This is a genomic window from Modestobacter sp. VKM Ac-2979 (assembly GCF_026967995.1).
GTDB lineage: Bacteria > Actinomycetota > Actinomycetes > Mycobacteriales > Geodermatophilaceae > Modestobacter.
This window is the reverse complement of record NZ_JAPVBO010000008.1, coordinates 202,605-219,740: the sequence shown is the minus strand read 5'-3', so window position 1 is coordinate 219,740 and position 17,136 is coordinate 202,605. Positions and strand designations below refer to the sequence as shown.

General features: G+C 77.4%; 15 protein-coding genes and 1 pseudogene. 9 read left to right on the top strand and 7 right to left on the bottom strand.

Annotation, left to right across the window (positions count from 1 at the left end):
• Nucleotides 1-4: 4 nt before the first annotated feature.
• Nucleotides 5-349 (bottom strand): ArsR/SmtB family transcription factor, encoded by a 345-nt coding sequence (locus tag O2W15_RS22095; RefSeq protein ID WP_269181001.1) that lies wholly within the window; start codon nucleotides 347-349, stop codon nucleotides 5-7.
• A 327-nt stretch (nucleotides 350-676) separates the two neighbouring features.
• On the opposite strand from O2W15_RS22095, the pseudogene O2W15_RS22090 reads away from it, so the two are divergent.
• Both O2W15_RS22090 and O2W15_RS22085 read left to right on the top strand, forming a co-directional pair.
• Nucleotides 677-1,165 (top strand): annotated as a pseudogene (locus O2W15_RS22090) (HAD-IC family P-type ATPase); the annotation flags it as partial.
• 79 nt (nucleotides 1,166-1,244) lie between these two features.
• Nucleotides 1,245-2,459, top strand: a complete 1,215-nt coding sequence (locus O2W15_RS22085) for a heavy metal translocating P-type ATPase (RefSeq protein ID WP_442928888.1) — start codon at nucleotides 1,245-1,247, stop codon at nucleotides 2,457-2,459.
• Here the strand turns inward: O2W15_RS22085 and O2W15_RS22080 are convergent.
• The 6 genes from O2W15_RS22080 to O2W15_RS22055 are packed head-to-tail and all read right to left on the bottom strand — an operon-like array spanning nucleotide 2,366 to nucleotide 9,344.
• Nucleotides 2,366-4,138 (bottom strand): ABC transporter permease subunit, encoded by a 1,773-nt coding sequence (locus O2W15_RS22080; RefSeq protein WP_269180999.1) that lies wholly within the window; start codon nucleotides 4,136-4,138, stop codon nucleotides 2,366-2,368. The genes O2W15_RS22085 and O2W15_RS22080 overlap by 94 nt on opposite strands.
• Nucleotides 4,135-5,625 carry an ABC transporter substrate-binding protein gene (locus O2W15_RS22075; RefSeq protein ID WP_269180998.1) on the bottom strand — a complete coding sequence of 497 codons (1,491 nt, stop codon included), beginning with the start codon at nucleotides 5,623-5,625 and terminating at the stop codon, nucleotides 4,135-4,137. The genes O2W15_RS22080 and O2W15_RS22075 overlap by 4 nt, the downstream gene beginning before the upstream one ends.
• 23 nt (nucleotides 5,626-5,648) lie before the next feature.
• Nucleotides 5,649-6,977 carry an MFS transporter gene (locus O2W15_RS22070; RefSeq protein WP_269180997.1) on the bottom strand — a complete coding sequence of 443 codons (1,329 nt, stop codon included), beginning with the start codon at nucleotides 6,975-6,977 and terminating at the stop codon, nucleotides 5,649-5,651.
• Complete coding sequence (locus O2W15_RS22065; protein WP_269180996.1) at nucleotides 6,974-7,741, bottom strand: ABC transporter ATP-binding protein; 768 nt, start codon at nucleotides 7,739-7,741, stop codon at nucleotides 6,974-6,976. The genes O2W15_RS22070 and O2W15_RS22065 overlap by 4 nt, the downstream gene beginning before the upstream one ends.
• Nucleotides 7,738-8,535 (bottom strand): ATP-binding cassette domain-containing protein, encoded by a 798-nt coding sequence (locus tag O2W15_RS22060; RefSeq protein ID WP_269180995.1) that lies wholly within the window; start codon nucleotides 8,533-8,535, stop codon nucleotides 7,738-7,740. Before O2W15_RS22060 ends, O2W15_RS22065 begins: the two co-directional genes overlap by 4 nt.
• Nucleotides 8,532-9,344, bottom strand: a complete 813-nt coding sequence (locus tag O2W15_RS22055) for a TauD/TfdA family dioxygenase (protein ID WP_269163418.1) — start codon at nucleotides 9,342-9,344, stop codon at nucleotides 8,532-8,534. Before O2W15_RS22055 ends, O2W15_RS22060 begins: the two co-directional genes overlap by 4 nt.
• Nucleotides 9,345-9,508: 164 nt before the next feature.
• Here O2W15_RS22055 and O2W15_RS22050 point away from each other — a divergent pair, with 164 nt between their 5' ends.
• The 7 genes from O2W15_RS22050 (at nucleotide 9,509) to O2W15_RS22020 (ending at nucleotide 17,103) form a co-directional block, all read left to right on the top strand.
• Nucleotides 9,509-10,327, top strand: coding sequence for an ATP-binding cassette domain-containing protein (locus O2W15_RS22050; protein WP_269180994.1), 819 nt, complete (start codon nucleotides 9,509-9,511; stop codon nucleotides 10,325-10,327).
• The gene (locus O2W15_RS22045; RefSeq protein ID WP_269180993.1) at nucleotides 10,324-11,124 is read left to right on the top strand and encodes an ABC transporter ATP-binding protein; all 801 of its coding nucleotides are present in this window, start codon (nucleotides 10,324-10,326) and stop codon (nucleotides 11,122-11,124) included. The genes O2W15_RS22050 and O2W15_RS22045 overlap by 4 nt, the downstream gene beginning before the upstream one ends.
• 34 nt (nucleotides 11,125-11,158) lie before the next feature.
• Nucleotides 11,159-12,667 (top strand): ABC transporter substrate-binding protein, encoded by a 1,509-nt coding sequence (locus O2W15_RS22040; RefSeq protein WP_269180992.1) that lies wholly within the window; start codon nucleotides 11,159-11,161, stop codon nucleotides 12,665-12,667.
• 4 nt (nucleotides 12,668-12,671) lie between these two features.
• The gene (locus tag O2W15_RS22035) at nucleotides 12,672-14,462 is read left to right on the top strand and encodes an ABC transporter permease subunit (protein WP_269180991.1); all 1,791 of its coding nucleotides are present in this window, start codon (nucleotides 12,672-12,674) and stop codon (nucleotides 14,460-14,462) included.
• A 66-nt stretch (nucleotides 14,463-14,528) separates the two neighbouring features.
• Entirely contained in the window at nucleotides 14,529-15,530 is a 1,002-nt protein-coding gene (locus O2W15_RS22030; protein ID WP_269180990.1) for a metal ABC transporter substrate-binding protein, read from the top strand.
• The gene (locus tag O2W15_RS22025) at nucleotides 15,521-16,231 is read left to right on the top strand and encodes a metal ABC transporter ATP-binding protein (protein WP_269180989.1); all 711 of its coding nucleotides are present in this window, start codon (nucleotides 15,521-15,523) and stop codon (nucleotides 16,229-16,231) included. Before O2W15_RS22030 ends, O2W15_RS22025 begins: the two co-directional genes overlap by 10 nt.
• The gene (locus O2W15_RS22020) at nucleotides 16,225-17,103 is read left to right on the top strand and encodes a metal ABC transporter permease (protein ID WP_269180988.1); all 879 of its coding nucleotides are present in this window, start codon (nucleotides 16,225-16,227) and stop codon (nucleotides 17,101-17,103) included. Before O2W15_RS22025 ends, O2W15_RS22020 begins: the two co-directional genes overlap by 7 nt.
• The last annotated feature ends 33 nt before the right edge of the window (nucleotides 17,104-17,136 follow it).

Sequence of the window (17,136 nt, the reverse complement as noted above, 5' to 3'; positions counted from 1 at the left end):
CAGGTCAGCGGGGCGCGGGCACCCGGTCGTCGACCGGGTGCCCGGCGTGGGAGAGCGCCTGGCGCAGCAGCGCACCCACGTGCGGATCGGCCAGCTGGTAGTAGACGAAGGTGCCCTCGCGCCGGTTGCTGACCAGGCCGGCCAGCCGGAGCTTGGACAGGTGCTGGCTGACCGCGGTGGGCGAGGTGCCGGCCAGCTCGGCCAGGCAGGCGACCGACGTCTCGCCCTGCATCAGCGCCCACAGGACGTTGAGCCGGGTGGGGTCACCTAGCATGCGCAACGCCTCCGCGGCCCGCCGCACCGCGTCGCCGGACGGCATGGAGAAGCCGTCGATGCCGGTGTGTGCCATCCCTGCACCTTAGGCCGGACGTCGACTTGCGTGCCTGCGCATCTGCGCAGGTAGGGTGCCACGGTGACCCTGACGCATGCCCCGCAGCAGGCCGTCCCCGCTCCTGCTCGGCCGCCGCGGCTGCCCGGCTGGGCAGCGGTGCCGGAGGTGCGCTGGGCCGCCGCGGCGCTGGCGTTCTTCCTCGCCGGGGGCCTGGTGCAGCTGCTGGACGGGCCGCAGCCGCTGGCCTGGGCGCTCTACCTCTGCTGCTACGGCACCGGTGGCTGGGAGCCGGCCTGGGCCGGGCTCACCGCGCTGCGCGACCGCACCCTGGACGTCGACCTGCTCATGGTGCTGGCCGCGATCGGCGCGCTCGCGCTGGGCCAGGTCTTCGACGGCGCGCTGCTCATCGTCATCTTCGCCACCTCCGGCGCGCTGGAGACGGTGGCCACCCGCCGCACCGCCGACGCCGTCCGCGGGCTCACCGACCTCGCCCCCGAGCAGGCCACCGTGCTGGCCGGCGGGCAGGAGCGGGCGGTGCCCGCCGCCGACCTGACCGCCGGCGACGTGGTGGTGGTCCGGCCGGGTGAGCGGGTGCCGGCCGACGGGACCGTGCTGGACGGCGGCTCGGACGTCGACCAGGCGTCCATCACCGGCGAACCGTTGCCGGTGGACAAGGCGCCCGGCGACGAGGTCTGGGCCGGGACGTCGAACGGCACCGGGGTGCTGACCGTCCGGGTCGACCGGCCGGCGGCCGAGGCGGTCATCGCCCGGATCGCGACCCTGGTCGAGGAGGCAAGCGCCACCAAGGCCCGCACGCAGCTGTTCATCGAGAAGGTGGAGCAGCGGTACTCGATGGGCGTCGTGGTCAGCACGCTGGCCGTGTTCGGCGTCCCCCAGCTGTTCGGGGGGGTCGCTGCAGGAGGCGCTGCTGCGCGCGATGACCTTCATGATCGTCGCCTCGCCGTGCGCGGTGGTGCTGTCCACCATGCCGCCGCTGCTGTCGGCGATCGCCAACGCCAGCCGGCACGGGGTGCTGATCCGCTCCGCCGTCGTGCTCGAGCAGCTGGGCGCCACCACGGTGGTGGCGCTGGACAAGACCGGCACCCTCACCGACGGCACGCCCGCGGTGGTCGGCGTCCGCCCGCTGCCGGGGACGACCGGCGACGAGCTGCTCGCCCTGGCCGCCGCGGCCGAGGGGCCCAGCGAGCACCCGATCGGCCGCGCGGTCGTCACCGCCGCCCGCGTCGCCGGGCTCTCCGTGGCCCCGGCCACCGGCTTCCGGGCCGCGGTCGGGTCGGGGGTCGCCGCCACGGTCGGGGGCCGCGCGGTCACCGTCGCCGCGCCGGCGCCGGGGCAGGAGGCGGTCGCCGAGCTGGTGGCCGAGGAGCAGTCCGCCGGTCGCACCGCCGTCGTCGTCACCGTGGACGGCCGCCCGGCCGGGGTGCTGGCGCTCGCCGACCGGCTGCGCCCGGAGGCCGCCGGTGCCGTCGCCGCGCTGCGCCGGCAGACCGGCACCGAGCCGGTGCTGCTCACCGGCGACAACGCCGGTGCCGCCCGCGCGCTGGCCACCCAAGCCGGGCTCGTCGACGTGCGGGCCGGGCTGCTGCCGGAGCACAAGGCCGCCGCGGTCGGCGAGCTGCAGCGGGCCGGGCACCGGGTCACGCTGGTCGGCGACGGGGTGAACGACGCCCCGGCCCTGGCCACCGCCGACGTGGGCGTGGCGATGGGCGGCATCGGGTCGGCCCTGGCGCTGCGGAGCGCCGACGCGATCGTCGTCCGCGACGACCTGTCCGCGCTGCCCACGGTGCTCGCGCTGGCCCGCCGCGCCCGCCGACTGGTCGTGCAGAACCTGGTGGTCGCCGGCACCGTGATCGTGGTCCTGGTGGCCTGGGACCTGATCGGCACGCTGCCGCTGGCGCTGGGCGTGGCCGGGCACGAGGGGTCGACCGTGCTGGTCGCGCTGAACGGGCTGCGGCTGCTGCGCTCCTCGGCCTGGCGGGCCGCCGCCCGCGAGGCCGAGGGCGGTCCGCCGGCTCAGCGGCCGGTGCGGACCAGGCCGGCGGCGACCCCGAGCAGCGCCAGCCCCGCGGCGGGCACCGCCACCAGCCAGGGCGCCCGCTCCAGATAGACCACCCCGTCGGCGAGGCTGCGCCCCCACTCCGGCGACTCGGCGCCGGCCCCGAGGCCGAGGAAGGACAGCCCGGCCAGCGCCAGCGCGGTGTGCGGCACCCGCAGCAGCGCGTGCCGGCCGACCGGCGGCAGGACCATCGGGAGCAGGTGGTGCCGGACCAGGTGCCAGCGACCGGCCCCGCTGGTGCGGGCCGCGAGGTGGAAGCCCGAGGCGCGCACCTCGGCGGCCAGGGTCCGGGTGTGCACCGCCAGCGGGATCCAGGCGACCAGGCTCACCGCCACGGCCGCGCCGGCCAGGCTGGGCCCGGCGACGGCGGCCACCGCGATGCCCACCACCACCGCCGGCAGCGCGTTCAGCACGTCGGCCAGCCCCGCCCGCCCCCGGCCGAGGAGCCCGGCGGCGACGCCGGTGACCAGGACCACCGCGCTGATCAGCAGGGCCAGCCCCACCGAGGGCAGGGCACCGGCACCGAACCGGGCGAGCACGTCGCGGCCGAGCGCGTCCGCGCCCAGCGGGTGCGCCCACGACGGCGCCGCCAGCCGGTCGCCGAGGTCCTGGGCGGCGGGGTCGCGCAGCACGCCGGCGAGGACGACCAGCAGCAGCACGGCGAGCAGCCCGGCCGCCCACCGACCGGCGCCGGGCGCCGGGGGTGGGAGCTCCGGCGACAGCCCGCCGTCGGTGCCCGCCGGCCCGAGCAGCGCACGGTGCAGCAGCACCCCGGCCCCGCCGGCCGCCAGACCGAGCAGCACCAGCACCGCGACGGCGGCCTGCACGACCGGCAGGTCCTGGGCCAGCGCACCGGCCAGCGCGACCCGGCCGAGCCCGGGCACGTCGAACACCGCCTCGATCACGGCGCCGGCCCCGAGCAGCCCGACGAGGAGCAGCAGGACCTGCGGGACGACGACGGTCAGCGCCCGCCGGGCGACAGCGGCCTGCACGGCTGTCCGGGAGACGCCGGCGGCCCGCCAGGTGCGCACCCATGCCTCCCCCGCGGTCTCCCGGACGGCGCCGGCCAGCACCCGGCCGAGCAGTCCCCCGGCCGGCAGGGCGAGGGCCAGGACGGGCAGCACGAGGTGCTCCGGGCCGGTGAACCCCGACGTCGGCAGCAGCCCCCAGCCCACGGCCACCACCGCGACCCCGAGGACGGCCAGCACAAACTCCGGCAGCGCGGCGAGTGCGGCGGCCAGCACCCCCGCCGCACAGCCGCCGTCGGCGCGGCCGTCGGCGGCCCGGCGCACGGCGGGCAGTGCGAGCAGCACGGCGAGCACGACGGCCACGGTCGCCGCCGTCCCGGCGAGGGTCGCGGAGACGCCCAGCGCCGGCGGGACGACCTCGGCGACCGGCTGCCCGCTGACCCAGGAGGTGCCGAGGTCGCCGGTGACCGCGCGGCCGAGCCAGGACACCGTGCCGCGGACCGGGTCGGCGGGGAGGTCCAGCTGCTCGCGCAGCGCGTCGAGCGCGGCCGGGTCGGGCTCGCGCTCCACCTCCCGGGCCCGCAGCACGGTGCGCGCCGGGTCGTCCCCGGACAGCCAGGGCAGCGCCCCGACCAGCAGCCCGGTGCCGGCGACCGCACCCAGCCCGGTCAGTGCGGGGCGGAGCAGGCCCGACCGGAGCCGTCCGGGAGTGCGCCGCGGCCGGGTCGGTGCCACCGGCCGCACCCGGCCGGCGGCGGTCACTCCTCGACCGTCGTCTCGGTGCCCAGCAGCAGCCGGTCGAACGGGTCGACGGCCAGCCCGCTGACCGTCGGCGCGTACCCGGTGTGGGTCCGCTCGTGCAGCACCGGCACCACGGCGCCGGTCGAGAGCACCCGGGCCTCGATCCGCAGCGCAGCGGCCCGGCGCTGCTCGGGGTCGGTCAGGGCCGCGGCGTCGGCGACGGCGGCGTCCACCGCCGGGTCGCAGAGCCGGGCCAGGTTGTAGCTGCCCGCGCAGGTCAGGTCGGCGGAGAGGTAGCCGACCGGGTCGCCGGTGTCGCCCAGGTAGAGCCGGCTGGCGAGCACCGCGTCGTAGGTACCGGCCAGCAGGTCGGTCTCCAGCGCGGCGTACTCGGCCACCACGACCTCCACCGTGAACCCGGCCTGCCGCAGCTGCTCGGCGAGCACCGCGGCCCCCTCGGGCAGCTCGGGCCGGTCGGAGTACGTGGCCAGCCGGATGCTCGTCCCGGCCGGGTCGGCGGCCGGGGGCAGCGTGACCGCCGGCCGGTCGAGCTGCCCGGCGGTGTCGTCGTCGAACAGCCCCTCGGCGACGTCGGCCCGACCCTCGTACACGCCGTCCACCACCGGCTGCGGGTCGATCGCCGCGACCGCGGCCGCGCGCAGGCCCGGGTCGGCGAACGGCCCGTCCGCGGTGTCCAGGGAGACGGAGACCAGCCGCGGCAACGGCACGGAGAGCACCTCGGTGTCGGTCAGCGTCGGCAGGTGGGCGATGGGCAGGTTGACCGCCACGTCCAGCTCGCCGGCCCGCAGCCCGGCGGTGCGCGCGGCCGCGTCGGCGGGGAAGGTGACGTCCACCCCGGCAAGCTCCGGGGCGCCCGCCCAGTGGTCGGCGTCCGCGGTGAGGGTCGCGCCCGACGCGCCGCGCAGCTCGGTCAGCTCGAACGGCCCGGTGCCGGCGCCCACCGGGTTCGGCGCCGCCGGGTCGGCGTAGGCCGCGGGAGCGAGGACCACCAGCCCCGGGGCCGCCAGCCGGTGCACCAGCAGCGGGTCGGGCTCGGCCACCCGGACCTCGACCGTGTCCTCGTCCACCGCACGGGCGGTGAGGCCCAGGCCGTCGATCGACCGGGGGGCCGGCGCTGCGGCGGCTGCCGCGGTCAGGGCGCCGACGACCGCCTCGGCGTTCAGCGGCGTCCCGTCGTGGAACCGCACGTCCTCCCGCAGGTCGAGGGTGACGGTGCGCTCGTCGACCCGGCCCCAGCTCTCGGCCAGCAGCGGGGCGGGCTCGCCGGCCTCGTCCAGCCCCACCAGCGTCTCCCCCACGCCCATCCGGGTGATCAGCACCGCGTCGTCGGAGAACGGGGAGAGCGCAGCGACCGGGGGGAAGGCGAGCGCCAGCGCCAGCCGCTGCCCGCTGCCGGCCGACTCCTCCGCGGCCGGGGCGAAGCAGCCGGCGAGCAGGGCGGGCAGCGCGAGCAGCACACCGGCGGCGCGGACGGCGGGGCGGGGCATGGTCCCTCTTCTCGGTCGGCCGGTCACGGGTGCAGCGGTTCCTCGGCGGGGACGGCGGGCGCCGGTGCCCCCGCCGCAGGGGTGCGGACGATCCGCCGGGTGAGCAGCGCCAGGCCGACGGCCGAGGCCGCGGGCAGGGCGGCGAGCACCAGCCACGGGACGGCGGCGGCCGGCTGCGGCCGGTCGGCGAGATCGAGCAGGGCGCCCACCCCGGTGCTGCCGACGAGCACCGCGGCACCGCCGGCGGAGGCGAGGAAGCCGAAGTGGGCACCCAGCCGCCGCTCCCCGGCCAGCCGGGGCACCAGGTCCTGGGCGAGGGGCACGGCGACCATCTGGCCGGTGTAGAGCAGCAGCACCATCCCGACCGCCGGTGCCAGCGCCCAGATCCCGTCGGGCGGGGCGAGCGGGGCACAGACCGCGACCAGCAGGAACGACGCGCTCATCAGCGCGAAGCCGAACGGCAGCGCCCGCTGCACCCCGGCCCGCCGGGCGCGGGCGGTGACCCGCAGCTGGAACAGCAGCACCGACACCGCGGCCAGCACGAACAGCCAGCCCAGCGCGCCCTGGCCGCCGGTCGCCCGGGAGAGCTCCACGGGGAGGGCGAGGTAGAGCTGGTTGTAGCTGAGCAGGTAGGTGCAGTAGCAGGCGGTGAAGGCCAGGAAGGTGCGGTTGCGCAGCACGTGCCCCCACCCGGCGAGCACGCTCTCCTCCCCGCTGCCCTCGGTGCGCAGGTCGCGCGGCAGCCAGCGCAGGTGGGCGGCGAGCACCACGCCGAAGACGCCGGCGGAGATCCAGCAGGTGACGCTGAAGGGCACGGTGAGCAGGACGGCGCCGAGCGCCGGCCCGGTGACCGAACCGAGCTTGCTGGCGATGGCGTCCAGGCCGAAGACCTCGGCCCGGGTGACCACCCCGGCGGCCTCCAGCCGGTGGCCCTGGTCGGCCAGTGCGGACTCCACGGCCGGGGAGAACAACGCCGCCGCGAAGCCGACCAGCACCGTGCCGGCGAGCACGGCGGGCAGCGAGGTGGCGACGGCGAGCACACCGAACCCGGCGATCCGGACGAGGCAGCCGATGACCACGACGGGCTTGACGCCGAACCGGTCGGCCAGCCCGCCGCCGAGGAAGAACAGCCCCTGCTGGCTGAAGGTGCGCACGCCGAGCACGAGGCCGACCAGCCCACCGGCCAGCGCCAGGTCCTCGGTGAGGTGCACCGCCAGGAACGGCACCACCAGGTAGAAGCCGATGTTGAACGCCAGCTGGGACAGCAGCAGCAGCCGGGGCACGGCCGGCAGCCGCCGGAACAGCACGAACGGCTCCCAGGTGATCCGCCCGGTCCGGCCGGCACCGGTCATGCCAGCACCAGCCGCGGGACGGCGGCGACCAGCGCGTGCGCCTCGCGGCTGGCCGGGTCGGTCAGCACGCGGGCCACCGGCCCGGACTCCACGACCCGGCCGGCGGCCAGCACCACGACGTCGGAGCAGAGCGCGGTGACGACGCCCAGGTCGTGCGACACCACCAGCAGCGCGACGCCCTCGGCGTCGCTGACCGCCCGCAGCAGCTCCACCACCTGCAGCCGGACGGCGGCGTCCAGCGCGCTGACCGGCTCGTCGGCGATCAGCACCTCCGGGCGCGGCGCGAGCGCCCGGGCCAGCGCGATCCGTTGCCGCTGGCCGCCGGAGAACTCGTGCGGCAACCGGCCGGCGGCGTCGGGGTCCAGCCCGACGGCGCGCAGCAGCTCGGCGACGCGGGCCCGGTGGTCGCCCGGTACCTGCAGGCAGCGCAGCGGTTCGGCGACGGCCTGGCCGACGCGCATCCGCGGGTTGAGCGAGCGGCCCGGGTCCTGGGGCACCACCTGCACGGCACGGCGGAACCAGCGCAGCGCGCTCGGCCGGCCCGGCTGCACCGGCCGGCCGCGGTAGGTGACCTCCCCGCCGTCGGGCCGCTCCAGCCCCAGCAGCAGCCGGGTCAGCGTCGACTTGCCGGCGCCGGACTCCCCCACCACCGCCAGCCGCTGCCCCGCGGTCAGGCCGAGGTCCACCCGGTCGAGCGCCGGCCCGGCGCTGCCGCGGTACCGGCGGGTCAGCCCGCGGGCGGCGAGCAGCAGCTCGGCGCTCACCGTGCGCCCACCAGGGCCGGCGGGCTCAGCGCAGCGGTGGCCTCGACCAGCGCGCGCACCGCGGGGTGGGCGTGCCCGGCCAGCACCTCGCGCAGCGGCCCGTCGGCGAGCAGGTGGCCCTCCGCCAGGACCAGCACCCGGTCGCACGTGGTGGCCGCGGCAGCCAGGTCGTGGGTGACCAGCAGCAGCCCGGCGCTGCGCTCGCGGGTGGCCCGGCCGAGCACGGCGAGCACGCCGTGCTGCGCGGTCGCGTCCAGTGCCGAGGTCGGCTCGTCGGCGACCAGCAGCCGCGGACCGGCGGCCAGCGCCAGGGCGAGTGCGGCCCGCTGCCGCTGCCCGCCGGAGAGCTGGACGGGAAAGCGCCGTCCGCTGCCGGCCGGCAGTCGCATCTCGGCCAGCAGCTCGGCCGCCCGCGCGGCAGCCGCGCTGCGCCGCACCCCGGCCCGGCGCAGCGGTGCGGCGACCTGCCGGCCCACCCGGACCTGCGGGTTGAGCGACGTGCCCGGGTCCTGCGGCACCAGGGCGGTGACCGGTCCGCGCAGCGGCCGGAGCTCCCGTTCCGCGGCGCCGACCACCTCGGTGCCGTCGACCCGGACGCTGCCGGTGACGACGGCGTCCGGTGGCAGCAGCCCGAGCAGCGCCAGCGTGGTGAGCGTCTTGCCCGAGCCGGAGGCGCCGACGAGGGCGACCCGCTCGCCGGCGGCGAGGTCGAAGGAGACCCCGGCCACGACGGGACGCCCGCAGAAACCGACGGTGAGGTCCCGCACCTGCAGGAGAGGTGGAGCGTCGCTCACCAGGCGTCCGCGGTCATCACCGTCAGCACGTCGACGTCGCGCTGGCCGGTGAACGGGTCGCGGCCGTGCAGGCAGCGGTAGTTGTCGACGACCAGCACCTCGCCCGCCTCCAGCCGGAAGTGCGGCACGACGTCGACGGCCGTGGCCAGCACGTCGGCCCACAGGTCCAGCTGCGCGTCGTGCTCGGCGGCACGGGGCTCGCGCGGCACCGGGACGGCGGTCTCGCTGGACCGGACCACCCGGCGGCCGGCCCGGGTGTGCTCGACCAGCCGGCGGACCAGCGGGGTGCGGGGCACCTCGTGCGGCGCGGTGGCCCATCCGCCGAAGTAGTCGACGTCGGTGCCGGTCAGGAAGGCGTGCAGCTCCGGGCACCCGGTGGCCAGCGCGTCGACGAGTGCGTACCCGTCCACCAGGAAGGAGTCCCCGCCCTCGGGTGCGGGCCGGACGCAGCGCTGCAGCAGCCCGTCCTCGTCCGGGTCGCGGAGGTTGACGGTCCGGCCGTGCACGTCGACGACCACGTGGGCCCCGTCGCTGTGCAGCCCGAGCAGCTCGCCGGACTGCTGGCGCAGCGGGCGGACGGCGAACAGCTGACGCAACCGGTCGCCGTAGAGCTGGGCCGCCACGACCGGCAGCGCCTCGGGGCCGGGGGTCGGCTCGGCGACGACGACCGCCCCGTCCCGGGCCAGCAGCTCCCGGGCCTCCTCGGGGGTGCTCGCCGACTGCGGCAGCACCCCGGTGCTGCGGAGCAGGTCGGACAGCTCGGGGCGGACGGCGCCCACCCGGCGGCCGGAGGACGTGCGTGCGGCCAAGGGGTTCCTCCAGGGGGTGCGTCGTACCGGCGGCGGGGGTCGCCCGGCCGGGCTGCGAGTGGGTCCTCGCGCCGAGCACCGTATTGCAACCGGTTTGCAGGAAGACGACCGGCCCGGGACGGGCAGCTGACGACCGCCGGACACCACCAGGTAGGTTCCCGACAATGATTATCAGTCCAGGGGCGCCGGAGGGGCAGGGGGCGGCCCTCGTCGTCGACGACCTCACGATCTCCCTCGGCGGCCTGGAGCTGGTGCGCGGCGTCCGGCTCGAGATCGCGGCGACCGAGCGGGTCGCCCTGATCGGCGCGTCGGGATCGGGGAAGTCGCTCACCGCCGCCGCGGTCCTGGGCACCCTCCCCGTCGGTGCCGAGGTCCGGGGCAGCGTGCGGGTGGCCGGTGCCGACGTCACCCGGCTGCCGCCTCCCCGTCGACCCGGCACGGCGCGGGTGGCCGCGGTGGGCCAGGACCCCGCCGCCGCGCTCAACCCGCTGGTGCCGGTGGGCGCCCAGCTGGCCCTGCCGTTGCGCAACCACCGGGGACTGCGCGGCGCCGCGCTGGCGAGCGAGCGCACCCGGCTGCTGGCGGCGGTCGGTCTGGACGACGCCGACCGGGTGCTGCGGAGCACCCCCGGCGAGCTGTCCGGTGGCCAGCGGCAGCGCGTCTGCATCGCCATGGCCCTCGCCTCCCGGGCGGGGCTGCTGGTCGCCGACGAGCCGACGACCGCCCTCGACCTGGTCACCCAGGCACAGGTCGTCGCCGTGCTGCGCGAGGCCAGCCGGGACGCCGCGCTGCTCTTCATCACGCACGACATCGCCGTGGCCGCCTCGCTGTGCGACCGCGCGGTGGTGCTGCACGAGGGCGCCGTGGTGGAGGACGCCCCGATCACCGGGCTGCTGGCCGCACCGCAGCACGAGCAGAGCGCCGTGCTCGTGGGCGCTGCCCGGGCCGGCGCGCTCCCGGCCCGGGTGGGTGCGGCCTCGTGAGCCGCCCGGTCGAGAGCCCGGTGCTGACCGCCACGGGCATCGTGCGCGGTCATCGGCTGCCCCGGCGGCGGCCGTGGGGCCCGCGCGACGTCGTGCCGGCGCTGCAGGGGGTCGACCTCCAGGTCGCTCCCGGCGAGCGGGTCGGGCTGGTCGGCACCTCCGGCTCCGGCAAGTCGACGCTGCTGCGCTGCCTGCTCGGCCTGGAGAGCCCCGACCGCGGCACGGTCACCTTCGCCGGTCGCGCCGTCCGCCCGGGGCCGACCGCGTCGCTGCGCTGGTACCGCCGGCTGGTGCAGTACGTGCCGCAGGACCCGGCCGGGTCGCTGGACCCGCGCTCGACCGTCCGCGAGCTCGTCACGGTGCCGCTGCGGCACCTGCAGGTGCCCGGTGACCACCCGGCCGCCGTCGCGACGGCGCTGACCCGGGTGGGCCTGGACCCCGAGCTGGCCGGACGCCGGCCCGGGGAGCTCTCCGGCGGGCAGGCCCAGCGGGTCGCGCTGGCCCGGGCCCTGGCCCCCGGACCGGCGCTGCTGCTGGCCGACGAGCCGGTCAGCGGGCTGGACCTGCCGGTGCGCGACCAGGTGGTCGAGGTGCTGGCCGACCTCTCCGCCCGCCAGGGCCTCGGACTGCTCCTGGTCTCCCACGACCTCGCCGTCGTCGCCCGGCTCTGCGACCGCACGGTCGTGCTCGACGACGGCCTCGTGGTGGAGGGGGGGCCGACCTCCGCTCTCCTCACCCGCCCCGGACACCCGCGCACCCGGGACCTGCTCGCCGCGGTCCCCACCCTCCCCGCCTGACCGCAGCACCCTCCACCCCACAGAGAACGGAACGATGTCCTCCTCCCGCACCCCCCGCCTGCTCGTGCTCGGCGCCACCGTCGCCCTGCTCACCACCGGCTGCTTCAGCAGCTCGGCCGACGGCGGCAGCAGCGACCCGGCCGCCGAGGGCCGGATCTCCCTGGCGATGCTGCAGCCGCCGCGCTCGGGCCTCAACCCGCTGACCGACGACGCGTTCAAGCTCTCCCGCTGGAGCACCGCCGAGACCCTGGTGGTGCTGGACGCCGACGGCGACGCCCAGCCCTCCCTGGCCACCGAGTGGACCCAGACCGACGGCCTCACCTGGCGGTTCACCGTCCGGGAGGGCGTCGAGTTCCACGACGGCACCGAGCTGACCGCGGAGCAGGCCGCCGCCGCGCTGACCGCCGCGAACGAGGCCTCCCCCCGCCCGCGGATCCTGGACGGCGTCGAGCTGACCGCGGTGGCCGACGGCTCCGACGTCGTGGTCACCACCGGTGAGCCCGACCCGCTGGTCCCCCAGCGGCTGTCCAGCCCGCAGCTGGCCGTGCTCGCCGCGGCCGCCTACGGCGCGGACGGCCGGGTCGACCCGGTCGGCGCCGGCACCGGCCCGTTCGAGCTGGTCGCCGTGGACGGCACCTCCGGCGCGACGCTGGACCGCTTCGACGGCTACTGGGGCGACCCCGCAGCCGCGGCCGGCATCGACGTGGCCTTCGTGCCCGACGGCACCGCCCGCGCCGCGGCCCTGCGCACCGGGACGGCGGACGTCGTCGAGGCGGTGCCGGTCTCCCAGGCCGGGCTGGTCGACGAGGAGCTGGTGCACGAGGTGCCGATGCCGCGCACCAACACCCTGTACCTGAACACCGCGTCCGGACCGTTCGCCGACCCGGCGGTGCGCGCGGCCGCCCGCGCCGCGGTCGAGCGGGCCACCATCGTGGAGACCGTCTACGAGGGCCGCGCCGACATCGCCGAGGGCCTGCTGGGCCCGGCGGTCCCCTGGGCCGCCGGGCTGCGCGAGGACCAGGCGGACCCGTCCGCGGCCCCCGTGCCGGCCGGCACGACGATCACCCTGGGCACCTTCACCGACCGGGCCGAGCTGCCCGAGGTCGCGGTCCTGCTGGAGCAGCAGCTGGAGGCGGTGGGCTTCACCGTGGAGCAGGACGTCCGGGAGTACGCCTTCATCGAGGCCGACGCACTGGCCGGGGCCTTCGACGCGTTCATCCTGTCCCGCGCCACGGTGCTGGACTCCGGTGACCCGGTCGCCTACATGTACAGCGACTTCGCCTGCGAGGGCTCGTTCAACATCTCCCAGCTGTGCGACCCGGCCGTGGACGCCGCCCTGGCCGAAGCCGCGGCCGCCACCCCCGGCCCGGAGCGCCAGCGCGCGGTGATCGACGCCGAGCGGGCTGTCCTGGCCACCGGCGCGGCAGTGCCGATGCTGCACGAGCGGGTCATCCAGGGCGAGGCCGCCGGGGTCTCCGGTGCCGTCCGCGACCCGCGGGAGCGGGCACTGATCAGCGCCGACACCACCGTCGGCGAGGACTGACCCGATGCCACGGCGGGGATGGGTGACCGCTGCCTCCCGGGCGGTCACCGTCCTCGGCGTGGTGGCACTGATCGGGGTGCTGCCCTGGCTGTCCGGGCGCAGCCCGGAGCTGTCGATCCTGCGGGCGCGCTCGGCCGAGCAGGAGGCCACCCCCGAGGCCCTGGCCGCGGTCCGGGCCGAGCTGGGCCTGGACGCCGGGCCACTCGGGCTGCTCGGGCACTGGCTCTCCGGGGTCGTGCGCGGCGACCTGGGGACCTCCTGGATCTCCGGGGCCCCGGTGGGCCCCGGTCTGGTCCGGGCCCTCGGCGTCTCGGTGACGCTGATGGGGGCGGCCCTGCTGATCGCCCTGGTCACGGCGTCGCTGCTGTGCTGGCCGCCGCTGCGCCGGGTCGCCCGGGGCGGGCAGGGGCGGACCGGGGGTGCGGGCGGCGCCGCGCTCACGGCGCTGCCGGAGTTCCTGCTCGCCTCGGTGCTGCTGCTGGTCGGAGCGGTGTGGCTGGGCTGGTTCGAGCCCTACGGCTGGACCGGTCCGTCGTCGGTGCTGCTGCCTGCGCTGGCCATGGGCCTGCCCGCCGGCGGGCTGATCGGCCGGCTGGTCGCCGACGGGCTCACCGTCACCGGCACCGAGCGCTGGGTGACCACCTGGCAGCTGGCCGGCGCGTCGGCCGGGCAGCTCTCCCGGGCCCTGGTGCGCCGCACGCTGCCCGCGCTGACCACGCAGGTGGCCCTGGTGCTCGTCGGCCTCACCGGCGGGGCCGTCGCCGTCGAGCAGGTCTTCGCCGTCCCCGGGCTGGGACGCGCGGTGCTCGGCGCCGCGGAGGCCCAGGACCTGCCGACCCTGCAGGCCGGGATGCTGCTGCTGCTCGGCGTCTCCGCGGTGTTCGGCGGCGTGGCCGCGCTGACCCGGGCGTTGCTGCTGGGCCGGGCGCTGCGCAGCGGCAGCGTCCCGGTGCCGGCCCGGGCCACCCCGTCCCGGCGGCGCGACTGGCTGCTGCCGACCGGGGCGGCCGCGCTCCTGGTGGCCGTGGTGGCCGCCGGACTCGGCCGCGACCCGCTGACCTCCGCGCACCCCCGGCTGGCCGCGCCCAGCGCGGCGCTGCCGTTCGGCGCCGACGCCAGCGGGCGTGACCTGCTGGCCCGGGTGGCGCACGGCGCGGTGCAGACGGTCGGGACGGCGTCGCTGGTCGTACTGGTCACGCTGGTGGTCGGGATCCTGGTCGGGTTGGCGCCACGCGCCTCGGTCGGACCGGTGGAGGTGGCCAACGCCGCACCCCCGGTGATCGTCGGTGTGCTGGTCGCCGCCGCGCTGGGGACGTCGCAGGCCGGGGCGGCACTGGCCGTCGCCCTGGTCGCCTGGGCGCCGATCGCGGCGTACGTGGCGGCGGCGTCGGAGGAGGTCCGGCGCCAACGGCACGTCACCGTGCTGCCGGTGCTCGGCGTGGGCCCGGCCACGGTCACCTGGCGGTACGTGGTGCCCGCCGTGCTGCCGGCGGCCGCACGCAACGCCGTGCTGCGGCTGCCGGGCATCGCGCTGGCACTGGCCGCGCTGGGCTTCCTCGGGTTGGGGGCCACCGCACCGACACCGGAGTGGGGGCTGCTGCTGGCCGAGGGCATGCCCTACGTCGAGCGGGCACCCTGGGCGGTGCTGGCCCCGACCGGGGCGCTGGTGACCGCATCCGTGCTCGCCGTCTCGCTGTCCGGGCTGAGCCGACGGCCGCGCCGGCCGGCGGCGCCGGTCGCACCCCCTGCCGGGACGACGGCTGCTGCGCCGGCGCAGCCCGCCGCGGTCGGGTGACCTTCGACCGCGGCGATCTCGCCCCCCCTGTTTGACAACGATTCTCATTACGTTGATCATCGGACCATGCAGCTCCCGTCCCGACGACGTCCCGCCCGCTCGCTCTCCGCACTCTCCCTCGCCTGCGCCGGGGCAGTCGCGCTGGCCGGCTGCTCCGGCACGGCCGACGCCGACGCCGCGGGTCCCGGCAACGACGGGCTGACGATCGTGGCGGCCTTCTACCCCCTGGCCTGGCTGAGCGAGCAGGTCGCCGGCGACCTGGCCACCGTCACCTCCCTCACCCCCGACGGCGCCGAGCCGCACGAGTACGAGCTCACCCCCCGGGACGTCGCCACCACGGCCGAGGTCGACGCCGTCGTCTTCCTGCCGACGCTGCAGCCCGCCGTGGACGCCGCCGTCGAGCAGCAGGCCGCGGACCGGGCCTTCGACGCCGGCGAGGCGGCCGACCTGTCCCTCACCTACGAGGCCCACGACCACGACCACGAGCACTCCGACGGCGAGCACGCCGACGGCGAGCACGCCGAGGGGGAGCACGCCGACGAGCCGGTGACCGACCCGCACTTCTGGCACGACCCGATGCGGATGGCCGACGTCGGCGACGCACTGGCCGACCACCTGGCCACCGTGGACGAGACCAACGCCGAGCAGTACACCGCCAACGCCGCGGACCTGCGGGCGCAGCTCGCGGAGCTGGACGGGGAGTTCCGGGACGGCCTGGCCGACTGCGCGACCCGGGAGCTGGTGACCAGCCACAGCGCCTTCGGCTACCTCGCCGACGCCTACGACCTCGAGCAGTTCGGCATCAGCGGGCTGGCGCCGGACGAGGAGCCGTCCACCGACGCACTGACCGAGGCGACCGAGTTCGTCCGCGAGCACGGCGTGCGCACCATCTACTTCGAGACGCTGGTCAGCCCCGCCGTCGCCGAGACCGTGGCGCGGGAGACCGGCGCGCAGACCCGGCAGCTGGACCCCATCGAAGGGCTCACCGACCAGTCGCAGGGCGCGGACTACCTGGAGCTCATGCGGGCCAACCTGGCGAGCCTGCGGACGGGGCAGCAGTGCTCCTGAGCGCCCGGCCCGGTGGTGCCGCCACCACCCTCCCCACTGCCGGGATCAGCGCACTGACGGTGCGGGGCGGGGGTTTCGGTCGCGGCCGGGACGCCGTCCTCACCGGCGTCGACCTGACGGTGCGGCCCGGGGAGGTGCTCGCGGTCCGCGGGCCGAACGGGGCCGGCAAGTCGACGCTGGTCCGGGGGGTGCTGGGCCTGTGCGACGTGCAGGCCGGCGAGGTGCGGCTGTTCGACGTGCCGCGGGCGCGGTTCCGCGACTGGCACCGGGTCGGCTACGTCCCCCAGCGGCACACCGTGGCCGGCGGCGTCCCGGTGACCGTGCGCGAGCTGGTCTCCTCCGGCCGGCTGAGCCGGCTGCGGGCCTGGCAGCGGTTCGGCGAGGCCGACCGGTGCGCCGTCGACTGCGCGCTGGAGGGCGCCGGACTGGCCGGGTCCGACCGCCGGCTGCTCGCGGAGCTGTCCGGCGGTCAGCAACGCCGCGCGCTGCTGGCCCGCGCGCTGGCCGGCGACCCGGAACTGCTGCTGCTGGACGAGCCGACCGCCGGCGTCGACGCGGCCAGCCAGCGGGTGGTGGCCAGCACCCTGGCCGGGCTCGCCGAGACCGGCGCCGCCGTCGTCGTCGTGCTGCACGAGCTGGGCCCGCTGGCGGAGGTGGTGACCAGGACGGTGACGCTGCCGGACGCGGGCGCCCCGTGCTGAACTACGAGTTCATGCGGCTGGCCCTCGCGGCCGCCGTGCTCGTCGGCCTCACCGCACCCACCGTCGGCGTCTACCTGGTGCAGCGGCGGCTGTCGCTGATCGGCGACGGCCTGGGGCACGTGGCGCTGCTGGGGGTGGCGGTCGGCCTGGTCACCCGGTCCGCGCCGGTGCTCACCGCGCTGCTGGCCACGGTGGCCGGGGCGGTGGCGGTGGAGGTGCTGCGCGCCCGCCGGTCGGCCAGCGCCGACGTCGCGCTGGCCATCATGTTCTACGGCGGGCTGGCCGGTGGCGTCGTCGTCGTCACCCGGGCGCCGGCGGGCACCCCGATCACGCTCGACGGCTACCTGTTCGGCGCGCTCACCACGACGACCCGGGGTGACCTGGTCCTCTTCGCGGTACTGGCCGCCGTCGTGCTCGCGGTGACGATCGGGTTGGGCCGCTCGCTGTTCACCGTCGCGCTGGACGAGGAGCACGCCCGGGCCAGCGGGCTGCCCGTGCTCCAGCTGAACCTGCTGCTGGCGGTGGTCACCGCGGTCACCGTGACGCTGTCGATGCGGGTGCTCGGCCTGCTGCTGATCAGCGGGCTGATGGTGCTGCCCGCCGGCTGCGCGCAGCTGGTGGCCCGCAGCTTCCGGAGCAGCCTGGTGATCGCGGCGCTGATCGGGGTCACCGTGTCGGTCAGCGGCACCGCGGTGTCCTGGTACGCCGACACCCCGTCCGGCGGGACCATCGTGCTGATGGCGGTCGCCGCCTACGCCGTGCTCAGCGTCGGCCGGCTGGCCCGCCGCGGCAGCCCCCGGCACGGGCCGGGGGTCACCCCCTCCCCGGTGCGACCGGTGGGCCGGCCGAGCGAGGTCTCCCTCCCCCGCTGACCGGCGGCGCCCGGGCCGGGCGCCGCCGGCAGC

Coding starts and splice junctions, on each gene's coding strand:
- O2W15_RS22075 (WP_269180998.1), bottom strand. CDS start 5,625: ATGCCCCGCCCCGCCGTCCGCGCCGCCGGTGTGCTGCTCGCGCTGCCC.
- O2W15_RS22035 (WP_269180991.1), top strand. CDS start 12,672: ATGCCACGGCGGGGATGGGTGACCGCTGCCTCCCGGGCGGTCACCGTC.
- O2W15_RS22040 (WP_269180992.1), top strand. CDS start 11,159: ATGTCCTCCTCCCGCACCCCCCGCCTGCTCGTGCTCGGCGCCACCGTC.
- O2W15_RS22050 (WP_269180994.1), top strand. CDS start 9,509: ATGATTATCAGTCCAGGGGCGCCGGAGGGGCAGGGGGCGGCCCTCGTC.
- O2W15_RS22070 (WP_269180997.1), bottom strand. CDS start 6,977: ATGACCGGTGCCGGCCGGACCGGGCGGATCACCTGGGAGCCGTTCGTG.
- O2W15_RS22095 (WP_269181001.1), bottom strand. CDS start 349: ATGGCACACACCGGCATCGACGGCTTCTCCATGCCGTCCGGCGACGCG.
- O2W15_RS22030 (WP_269180990.1), top strand. CDS start 14,529: ATGCAGCTCCCGTCCCGACGACGTCCCGCCCGCTCGCTCTCCGCACTC.